General features: G+C 72.8%; 9 protein-coding genes. 8 read left to right on the top strand and 1 reads right to left on the bottom strand.

Annotated features, from left to right (window positions below; genetic code table 11):
* Window positions 1-123: 123 nt before the first annotated feature.
* Together ACWCO3_RS26015 and ACWCO3_RS26010 are read left to right on the top strand one after the other, a co-directional pair.
* The gene (locus ACWCO3_RS26015) at window positions 124-891 is read left to right on the top strand and encodes an SDR family oxidoreductase (RefSeq protein ID WP_358054188.1); all 768 of its coding nucleotides are present in this window, start codon (window positions 124-126) and stop codon (window positions 889-891) included.
* A gap of 94 nt (window positions 892-985) precedes the next feature.
* On the top strand, window positions 986-1597 hold the full coding sequence (locus ACWCO3_RS26010; RefSeq protein WP_145780815.1) for a TetR/AcrR family transcriptional regulator: 612 nt from the start codon (window positions 986-988) through the stop codon (window positions 1595-1597).
* Between the two features lie 21 nt (window positions 1598-1618).
* Here ACWCO3_RS26010 and ACWCO3_RS26005 read toward each other — a convergent pair whose 3' ends face one another.
* A complete protein-coding gene (locus tag ACWCO3_RS26005; RefSeq protein WP_450012508.1) occupies window positions 1619-2011 on the bottom strand; it encodes a mycothiol transferase in 393 nt (130 codons plus the stop codon).
* 59 nt (window positions 2012-2070) lie between these two features.
* Here ACWCO3_RS26005 and ACWCO3_RS26000 point away from each other — a divergent pair, with 59 nt between their 5' ends.
* From ACWCO3_RS26000 to ACWCO3_RS25975, 6 genes are all read left to right on the top strand, one after another.
* Window positions 2071-4818: an AAA family ATPase gene (locus ACWCO3_RS26000; RefSeq protein WP_450012506.1), complete on the top strand. Its 2748-nt coding sequence runs from the start codon at window positions 2071-2073 to the stop codon at window positions 4816-4818.
* A 46-nt stretch (window positions 4819-4864) separates the two neighbouring features.
* Window positions 4865-6013, top strand: coding sequence for an acyl-CoA dehydrogenase family protein (locus ACWCO3_RS25995; RefSeq protein WP_450012504.1), 1149 nt, complete (start codon window positions 4865-4867; stop codon window positions 6011-6013).
* 17 nt (window positions 6014-6030) lie between these two features.
* Window positions 6031-6492: a MaoC family dehydratase gene (locus ACWCO3_RS25990; RefSeq protein WP_145780821.1), complete on the top strand. Its 462-nt coding sequence runs from the start codon at window positions 6031-6033 to the stop codon at window positions 6490-6492.
* 103 nt (window positions 6493-6595) lie between these two features.
* On the top strand, window positions 6596-7735 hold the full coding sequence (locus ACWCO3_RS25985) for a sensor histidine kinase (protein WP_450012501.1): 1140 nt from the start codon (window positions 6596-6598) through the stop codon (window positions 7733-7735).
* Window positions 7732-8394 (top strand): response regulator, encoded by a 663-nt coding sequence (locus ACWCO3_RS25980; protein WP_450012500.1) that lies wholly within the window; start codon window positions 7732-7734, stop codon window positions 8392-8394. Before ACWCO3_RS25985 ends, ACWCO3_RS25980 begins: the two co-directional genes overlap by 4 nt.
* 110 nt (window positions 8395-8504) lie before the next feature.
* Entirely contained in the window at window positions 8505-9164 is a 660-nt protein-coding gene (locus ACWCO3_RS25975) for a DUF2306 domain-containing protein (RefSeq protein WP_450012498.1), read from the top strand.
* The last annotated feature ends 106 nt before the right edge of the window (window positions 9165-9270 follow it).

The following is a 9270-nucleotide window of genomic DNA, read 5'->3' as shown; positions in this document are numbered from 1 at the left end:
CCGGATGCCCTTGTCGCACGGGCTGGCCGAGATCGGCCGGTCCCGCAATTGCTGCATCCGAGCCTTCCGACCGATCGTCCGAGGCGTTGACCGCCACCGATCCACCCTCCTACTATCTGCACTGTGAATGCAGATTCGGCTCGGCTTCTGGACCGTGTCGCCATCGTCACCGGCGCCAGTCGCGGCATCGGTCTGGCCATCGCCCAACGCCTCGTCGCCGAAGGCGCCCGGGTCGGGCTGACCGCTCGCCGCCCCGAGGCGCTCGCCGACGCGGTCGCCGCCCTGGGTGGCCCGGCGTACGCCGTCGCCGTGCCCGGCCGGTCCGACGACCCCGAGCATCGAGCCCGTGCGGTGCGTCAGGTCGGTGAGGCGTTCGGGCCGGTGGACCTGCTGGTGAACAACACCGGGATCAACCCGGTGCACGGGCCGCTGATCGGGCTGGACCCGGCCGCCGCCCGCAAGATCCTCGACGTGAACGTGGTCGCCACACTCGGCTGGACACAGGAGGTGTGTGCCGCCGGCATGACCGAGCGGGGTGGCAGCGTCGTCAACGTCTCGTCGATCGCCGGTCTCGCACCCGCTGCCGGCATCGCCTTCTACGGGGTGAGCAAGGCTGCGCTCAATCACCTCACCGCCAGCCTCGCCGTGGAGTTGGGGCCGACAGTCCGGGTCAACGCTGTCGCGCCCGGCGTGGTGAAGACCCGTTTCGCCGCCGCGCTCTACGAGGGCCGTGAGGACGAGGTCGCGGCGCGGTACCCGCTCGCCCGTCTCGGTCTGCCGCAGGACGTGGCGGGCGCTGTCGCCTTCCTGGCCTCCGACGACGCCACCTGGATCACCGGCCAGACCATCGTCTGCGACGGCGGCGTCTCGCTGACCGGTCGGTCCGGATGACAGTGCCGACGGTCGGCCCGGAACCGCTGATCACCGCCTGTCTAGACTCGGCGGTGCGTCAGGAGGCGCCGTGGCGGTGAGGAGGCGAGGGCGGATGGACGGGGTCGAGGTAGCGAGTCGGGTCGACGGGCGTACCGCCCGAGCCGAGCGCACCCGTGCGGCCATCGTCGAGGCGCACCTCGCGCTCATCGGTGAGGGCGACCTGCGCCCGACGGGGGAACGTATCGCCGAGCGGGCCGGCATCTCGCTGCGGACGCTGTGGACCAACTTCAAGGACATGGAGACGCTGTTCGAGGCGAGCGGCGCGGAGGTGCTCCGGCAGCAGGACGCCGCCTACCGGCCGATCCCGACCGGGTTGCCGTTGGCGAAGCGGGTCGACGCGTACTGCCGGCAGCGGGCCCGGCTGCTCCAGCTCATCACTCCGTCGGCACGGGCCGCCCAGATGCGGGAGCCGGTCTCCGACCAGCTGCACCGCAACCGCCTCAAGCACATCGACCGGGTGCGGGACGAGGTCGAGGAGCTCTTCGCCGCCGAGTTGGTGCTGGCTGGTCGGGGTCGGGAGCAACTGCTCAACGCCCTGGTGGCGGCGAGCATGTGGCCGGCCTGGTCGATGCTGCGGTACGGCCTCAATCTCGGTGTGGACCAGGCTCGCGCGGTGATGACCCGGACGGTGGGCGCCCTGTTGGCGGAGGTCGCGGCCGACTGAATCCGGCGATTGATACCGGACTCAGCCGGGCGGGCTCTCCCCGGTGAGCCCGTCCACCGACTCCCGGATGAGGTCGGCGTGGCCCACGTGGCGCGCGTACTCTTCGATGAGGGTGAGCAGGATGTACCGCAGGGTCGGGGACTCCCCGCGGGAGTTGGTGAACCGGCCGAGTTGCTCCAGGCCGCCGTCGGCCAGCGCGTCCGCGACGATCGCCCGTGATCTGGCCGCGGCGGATTGCCAGTGCGTCACCAGTTGCTCCGGCGAATCCTCGGCAGCGGAGTGCCAGTCCCAGTCGGGGTCCGCCTCCCAGTCCACCATGTTCCACGGCGGGCCCGCCTCGCGTCCGAGCAGCCAAGGCCCACCGTATTCGACCCCGTGGACCTGTCGCGGCAGCAGAGAAGCAGCTCTTTCCATTCGGTTTCCGATGAGTGACACTGGCAGGCATGGTTACTGCATCGAGAGTGCAACTAACCGTGCTGCGTGGGCGAGACGACGAGTGTCGAGCGCTCCGGAGCCTGCTCGACGGAGTGACCGACGGCGGCGGCGCCCTGCTGCTGCAGGGGGAGCCCGGATCGGGCCGTACCGCGCTGGTCGGTTACGCCCACCGGTACGCCCAGAACTGCACAGTGCTCGCGGGGACCGGGCTCGCCGAGGAGGCCGCCCTGCCGTACGCCGGCCTGCAACGCCTGCTCGACCCGGTGCTCGACCGGATGACCGCACTGCCGGACGAGCAGCGCCGGCTGCTGCGGCGCGTGCTGGCCGGGGAGGGCTGCCCCGCCGACCGCCGACTGACGTTGTCGATGGCGGTGCTCGGCCTGCTCGCCGCCGTCGCCCGGGAGCGTCCGCTGCTCGCCACCATGGACGACGTCGACCGGGGTGATCCGCAGACCGCGCAGGTGCTGGCCTTCGTGGCGCGTAGGCTGCGGCACCTGCCGGTCGCAGTCCTGCTCACCGCGGATGTCACCACCACGGTCGACGGGATTCCGGCGCACCGACTCCGGCCGCTCGACCTGCGGGACAGCATGGCCGTGCTCACCGACCGGCTGTCCGAACCCCCCACCGCTCCGGTCGCGACCACACTCGCGATGGTCGGTGGCGGCAACCCGCAGGCCCTGGTGGATCTCGCCGACGTGCTCACCCCGGGGCAGTGCCGGGGCGAGGAGCAGTTGCCGGACGCACCGCCTGTGGACGGCGCGCTGGGCCGCGCGTACCGGGCCCGGCTGGACCGACTGCCCCCGGAGACCCGACGGGTGCTGCTGCTCGCCGCGCTCGACGAGGGCGGCGAGCCGAGCACGCTGATCCGGGCGACCGGCACGGAGGTCGAGGCGCTCGCCCCGGCGGAGGTCGCCGGCCTGGTCCGCGTCGAGTCGCAGGGCGTCACGTTCCCCCAACCGTTGGTTCGCGCTCTGATCGCGTCGAGTGCGACGCTCGCGGAACGGCGCACCGCGCACCGACTGCTCGCCGGTGTGCTGGTGGCCGACGGGCAGCGGCTGCGCCGGGCGATGCATCTCGCCGCCGCCGCAGCCGGTGTCGACCCGGCCCTCGCGGACGAGCTGGAAGAGGCGGCGGTCGGTGGCGCCGACGGTTGGGCCACCGCGTCCGCGGCGTTGCGCTGGGCGGCCGACCTCAGCGACGAACCGACCCGGACGGCCGCCCGGCTGCTGACCGCCGCCCAGTACGCCTGGGCCGGGGGACAGCCCGACGTGGCCCGGCTCCTGCTCGCCCGCCTCCGCCTGGTCTGCAGGGACCCGGGCGTCCGGGGTCGCGCCGACCTGCTCCTCGGTGAGCTGGAACTGCGCTGCGGCACGGCGGCACGCGCGTCGGCCCGGTTGCTCGCCGCCACCGCAACGGTGGCCGGGACCGACCGCGCGCTGGCACTGTCCGGGCTGGCCCGAGCCGGCGAGGCGGTCTGCTTCGCCGGTGACCAGTACCGCTACGCCGAGGTTGGCCGCCGGGCGTCGGCGTTGCGGCGGCCGGACGATCCGCCCGCCATGGAGCTGATGAGCAGTCTGGTCACCGGGGTGGCGGCGACCCTGCGCGGTGACCACGAGCGGGGCGGTCCCGCGCTGCGTCGCGCCGTCGTGCTGGGTGGCCGGCTGACCGGGCCGGCGGCGACCCCCACCGCGCTCAGCTGCGCCGCGGCAGCAGGCCTGGTGGTCGCGGTGGACGGCGCGGCACATCGACTCGCTGACCGCGCCGCCACTGTGGCCCGGGATCGGGGCGAGCTGTCCATGCTGTCCCGGGCGCTGGAGTTGCGGGCGGTCGCCGAGTACTGGCTGGGTCGACACGAGGCGGCGGCGGAGACCTCCCGTGACGGGCTGCGGGTCGCCCGGGCCACCGGCCAGGTCAACTGCGCCAACGTCCACCTCGGCATGCTCGCCGTGCTCGCCGCCGTACGGGCCGACCGGGACGCCACCCTGGGGCGGATCCGCGAGATGGGCGAGGCGCCGACGGCGGGCAGCCGTCCGCACGCGCTCGCCGGTTGGGCACTGGCCGTGCTCGACCTGGTCGACGGCCGACACGCCGAGGCCGCCGACCGGCTGGCGTCGTTGGCCCGGCTCGGCACCGGGCGCGGTCAGGTGCTCGTGCAGGTGATGGCCACCCCGTACCTGGTGGAGGCGGCGGCGCACCTGCCCTGCCGACCGACGGCGACGGCGGCGCTCGCCGTGTTCGACAGGTGGGCCAGCAGCACCGCGAGCCCGTTGCGTCGGGCCTTGTCCGCCCGGAGTCACGCGTTGCTCGCGCCTCGCGGCGGACCCGAGGCCGAGCAGGAGTTCCAGCGGGCGCTGCGGCTGCACCCGACTGATGCCGGCACGTTCGAGCGGGCACGCACCGAGCTGCTGTTTGGTCAGGAGCTGCGTCGCAGTCGACGCCCGCGCGACGCGCGGACGCACCTGCACCAGGCCCGCGAGATGTTCACGTTGCTCGGGGTCGGTCGCTGGGCCGAGCAGGCCACCACGGAGCTGCGGGCGGCCGGGGAGTCGGTCGGCCCACCGGACCTGCCGGCGGCGCGGTTGCTGACCGGCCAGCAACTGAAGATCGCCGAGCTGGTCGCGGAGGGGGCGACCAACCGTGAGATCGCGGCCCGGATGTTCCTCTCCACCCGTACTGTCGACCACCACCTGCGCAACGTGTTCCACCGATTGGGCATCCGCTCGCGTACCGAGTTGGTCCGCGCGTTCGCCACCGAGCGGCAGGTCGGGCTGGCCTCCGATCGGTGATCGTCCGGTCTGGACGCCATTAACTATCACCGCTAGTTTAATGCCCATGGAGCTCACCCTCTCCGCCGAGCAGGCCGCGGTCCGCGAGCTGGCCGCCGAGTTCGCCAACCGGGAGCTGTTGCCGCACGCGGCCGCCTGGGACCGCCGCGAGTCGGTCGACCCCGCCATCGTCGGCAAGCTGGGTGACCTGGGCTTCCTGGGGTTGACCATCGCCGAGGCCGAGGGCGGCTCCGGTGGCGACCACCTCGCGTACTGCCTGGTCCTCGAGGAACTCGGCCGGGGCGACTCGGCGGTACGCGGCATCGTCTCGGTCTCGCTCGGCCTGGTCGCGAAGTCGATCGCCGCCCACGGGTCGGCCGACCAGCGGGCAGAGTGGTTGCCCCGACTCTGCGCCGGTACGGCGCTCGGCTGCTTCGCGTTGACCGAGCCGGACAGCGGCTCGGACGCGGCGGCACTGCGCACCCGCGCGGTCCGCGACGGCGCCGACTGGCTGCTCACCGGCACCAAGACGTTCATCACCAACGGCACCACCGCCGACGTCGCGCTGGTCTTCGCCCGCACCGGCGGCCCCGGGCATCGAGGCATCACCGCGTTCCTGGTGCCCACCGACAGCCCCGGGCTGACCCGACGGGAGATCCACGGCAAGCTGGGCCTGCGCGGCCAGGCCACCGGCGAGCTGCGCCTCGACGAGGTACGCGTGCCCGACGCGGCCCGCCTCGGCCCCGAGGGCGGCGGGTTCCGCCTGGCCCTGGCCACCCTCGCGAAGGGTCGGATGTCGGTGGCCGCCGGGTGCGTCGGCATCGCCCAGGGCTGCCTCGACGCGGCGGTCGGCTACGCGGGGGAGCGGACCCAGTTCGGCAAACCCATCGCCGGGCACCAGCTCGTCCAGCAACTGCTCGCCGCCATCGCGGTGGACACCGCCGCCGCCCGGCTGCTGGTGTGGCAGGTGGCCGACCTGATCGACCGCGACCAGCCGTTCGCCACCGAGGCGTCGATGGCCAAGCTCTTCGCCAGCGAGGCCGCGGTCCGCGCGGCCAACAACGCGGTCCAGGTGTTCGGCGGATACGGCTACATCGACGAGTACCCGGTTGGCAAGTACCTGCGGGACGCGCGGGTCGCCACCCTCTACGAGGGCACCAGCCAGATCCAGCAACTCCTCATCGGACGCGCACTCACCGGCGTCAACGCCTTCTAGCTGCAGGGAGAGCAGGCATGAGAGTCTTCAGCACGTTCGAGGAGTTGGCCGCCGCAGTCGGCGAGACCTTCGGGCCCGGGCCGTGGCTACCTGTCGAACAGAAGCGCGTCGACCTCTTCGCCGACGCCACCGACGACCACCAGTGGATCCACCTCGACCCGGCCCGCGCAGCGGCGGGACCGTTCGGCGGCACCATCGCCCACGGGTACCTGACCCTGTCGCTGCTACCGACGCTGGCCGGCCAGCTCTACCGGGTGGACGGGGTGACGATGGGGGTCAACTACGGGTTGAACCGGGTGCGCTTCCCCGCGCCGGTCCGGGTCGGCACCGCCGTCCGGGCCACCGCCACCATCGCCGAGGTGTCTCCGGTGAGCGGTGGTGTGCAGGTGGTCGCGACGGTCACCGTCGAGAGCGACGGCGGCGGCAAGCCCGTCTGCGTTGCCGAGACCGTGAGTCGTCTCTACCGCGCCGTGAATTGACGGTCGCCTAACCCGCTGCCCTCGCCTGTGGCCGACCGGGCCGGCCCCGGCAGTCGTACTTTGGGACGATCTGGGTTCGCACCACCGTTCGTACGATGGCCTCATGCTCTCCCGCCTGCGCGCTGTGTTGGCCGAGCCGCGCGTCCCAACCGCACCGCCCAGGGGGTGGCGCGACTGGGCAATGATCGCGGTCCTCGCGCCGGCGGCCGTGGTGGAGGCGCTCCTCCGGCCCGATCTGCCGTGGCCTGTGGGCTGCCTCGTCGTCGTGCTCGCCCTGCTACCCACGCTGCTGTGGCGGCGTACGCGGCCGTTGATGATGGTGGCGATCGCATTCGGGTCCGCCACGGTGGGCCCGTTCGTGCTGCCCGGCGATCCCTGCCAGATGGTCACAGCGAGCTTTCTGGTCCTGCTGGTCTCCGCGCTGTTCCGTTGGGGTTCCGGCCGGGATGCCGCGATCGGTGCGGTCCTGGTGGTGGCCAAGGTGACCACCGCCGGTCTGGCCGGTTCGGTCGACGGCGGCGAACTGGTCGCCGGCTTCGCGGTGATGTTCGCCGCCGCCACGCTGGGCACCGCGACCCGCTTCCGCGCCACCGCGCGGACGCGCGAGCTCGACCAGGTGAAGCTGTTGGAGCGTGAGCGGTTGGCTCGCGACCTGCACGACACGGTGGCCCACCACGTGTCGGCGATGGCGATCCGCGCCCAGGCCGGTATCGCCGCCTCGGCGAGCCAGCCGAACGCCGCCGTCGAGGCGCTGCACGTCATCGAGGCCGAGGCGTCGCGCGCGCTCGCCGAGATGCGCGCGATGGTCCACGTCCTTCGCCGCGACCAGACCGCCGAGCGGGTGCCCGTTGCACGGGTCGCCGACATCGAGAGCCTCGCCGGCCGCTTCCGCAGCGGGCCGGAGGTCGACGTGGATCTCCGCGGCGACCTCGGCGACCTGCCGCCCGCGGTCGGTTCCGCGCTCTACCGCCTGGCGCAGGAATCGGTCACCAACGCCCGACGCCACGCCCGCCACGCCACCCGCATCGAGGTCAGCGTCACGGCCGACGACCGTTCGGTGCGGCTGCGGGTCAGCGACGACGGCGAGGCCGGTGCCGCACGACCGAACGGCTCCTCCGGGTTCGGCCTGGTGGGCATGTCGGAGCGCGTCGACCTGCTCGGCGGCACCTGCGAGGCGGGCCCCAATCCCGACCGGGGATGGACCGTCACGGCCGTGCTCCCGCGCGAGGGGGCCGGCGCGTGACCATCCGCGTGCTCGTCGCGGACGACCAGGAGATCGTCCGTACCGGTCTCACCATCATCCTGAACACGCAGCCCGGCATCGACGTCGTCGGTAGTGCCGGCGACGGACGCCGAGCGGTCGAACTCGCCCGGCGGCTCCGCCCCGACGTGTGTCTCTTCGACATTCGGATGCCCGGCATGGACGGCATCGAGGCCACCCGCGCGCTCGCCGGGCCCACTGTCGCCGAGCCGCTCGCGGTGGTCGTCATCACGACCTTCGACCTCGACGAGTACGTGTACGCGGCCCTGCGTGCCGGCGCACGTGGCTTTCTGCTGAAGGAGGCCGGCCCCGACCTGCTCGGCCAGGCCGTTCGCGCGGCTGCCAACGGGGACGCGCTGATCGCGCCGAGCGTCACCACTCGGCTGCTGAAGGCGTTCGCCGACACGGGTCCCGCCGCGCCGCGTCAGCAGCCCGTCGAGCCTCTCACCGACCGGGAGGAGCAGGTGCTCGTCGCTGTCGCGCGGGGGCGCACCAACAAGGAGATCGGCGACGAGTTCCACATCACGTTGAGCACCGTCAAGTCGCACGTCACCAGCCTCATGACCAAGCTGGGAGTGCGTAACCGGGTCGAGGTGGCGATGTGGGCGTACGAGACCAACCGCATCCGGACGCGGTGGTGACGACTGCGCTGACCGGCGAAAGTACGACGACGGCGTCCGACCATGGGCCGACACGATCGCGGCCCATGTGCCGATGAGCCGGGGCGGGTGCGGCACCCACCATCGGTGGCATGACGATCCGCGAATGGCGGCTACCGGCCGCGTTGATCCTGCTGGGCCTGATACCGATGGTCGCCGGTGCGGGGCGGCTCACCGAGTTGAGCACCGGACCGGTGGTCACCCCGGCGAACGCTCGCTTCGTCGCCGATCCGCTGCCGGTGGTGCTGCACGTCGTCGGCGCGGTGGTCTACACGATCCTCGGCGCGTTCCAGTTCGTGCCCAGCCTGCGCCGCCGCCGTTGGCACCGTCGCGCCGGCCGGGTGCTCGTGCCCTGCGGACTGACCGTCGCGTTCTCCGGGCTCTGGATGGCCTTCGCCTACGACCTGCCGGCGCATGACAACGACGTGCTCGCCGGTCTGCGGCTCGTCTTCGGCTCGGCCATGGCCGTCTCGATCCTGCTCGGCCTGGCCGCCGTGCTCCGCCGCGACATCGCCCAGCACCGCAGGTGGATGGTGCGCGGCTACGCGATCGGCCTCGGTGCCGGCACACAGGCGTTCACGCACGCGCCGTACCTCATCGCGGTCGGCGAGCAGCCGGACGGGAACGTCCGGGCCGGGCTGGTGCTCGCCGGCTGGTTGATCAACCTGGCCGTGGCCGAGTGGTACCTGCGTCGTCCGGACCACACCACGCGTTCTCGACCGGCCCGGCAGCCGAGTGCTGACGCCCACTGAGAGCACGCGGTGCCGGGCCACCGAGACCCGGCACCGCGCGGTTGCTCTCAGGCGACAGTGCAGGCGGTGCCGTTGAGGGTGAACGCGGACGGGCGGCCACTGTTGC

Source organism: Micromonospora sp. NPDC002411, from assembly GCF_053592955.1.
This window is presented reverse-complemented; position numbering and strand designations above follow the sequence as displayed.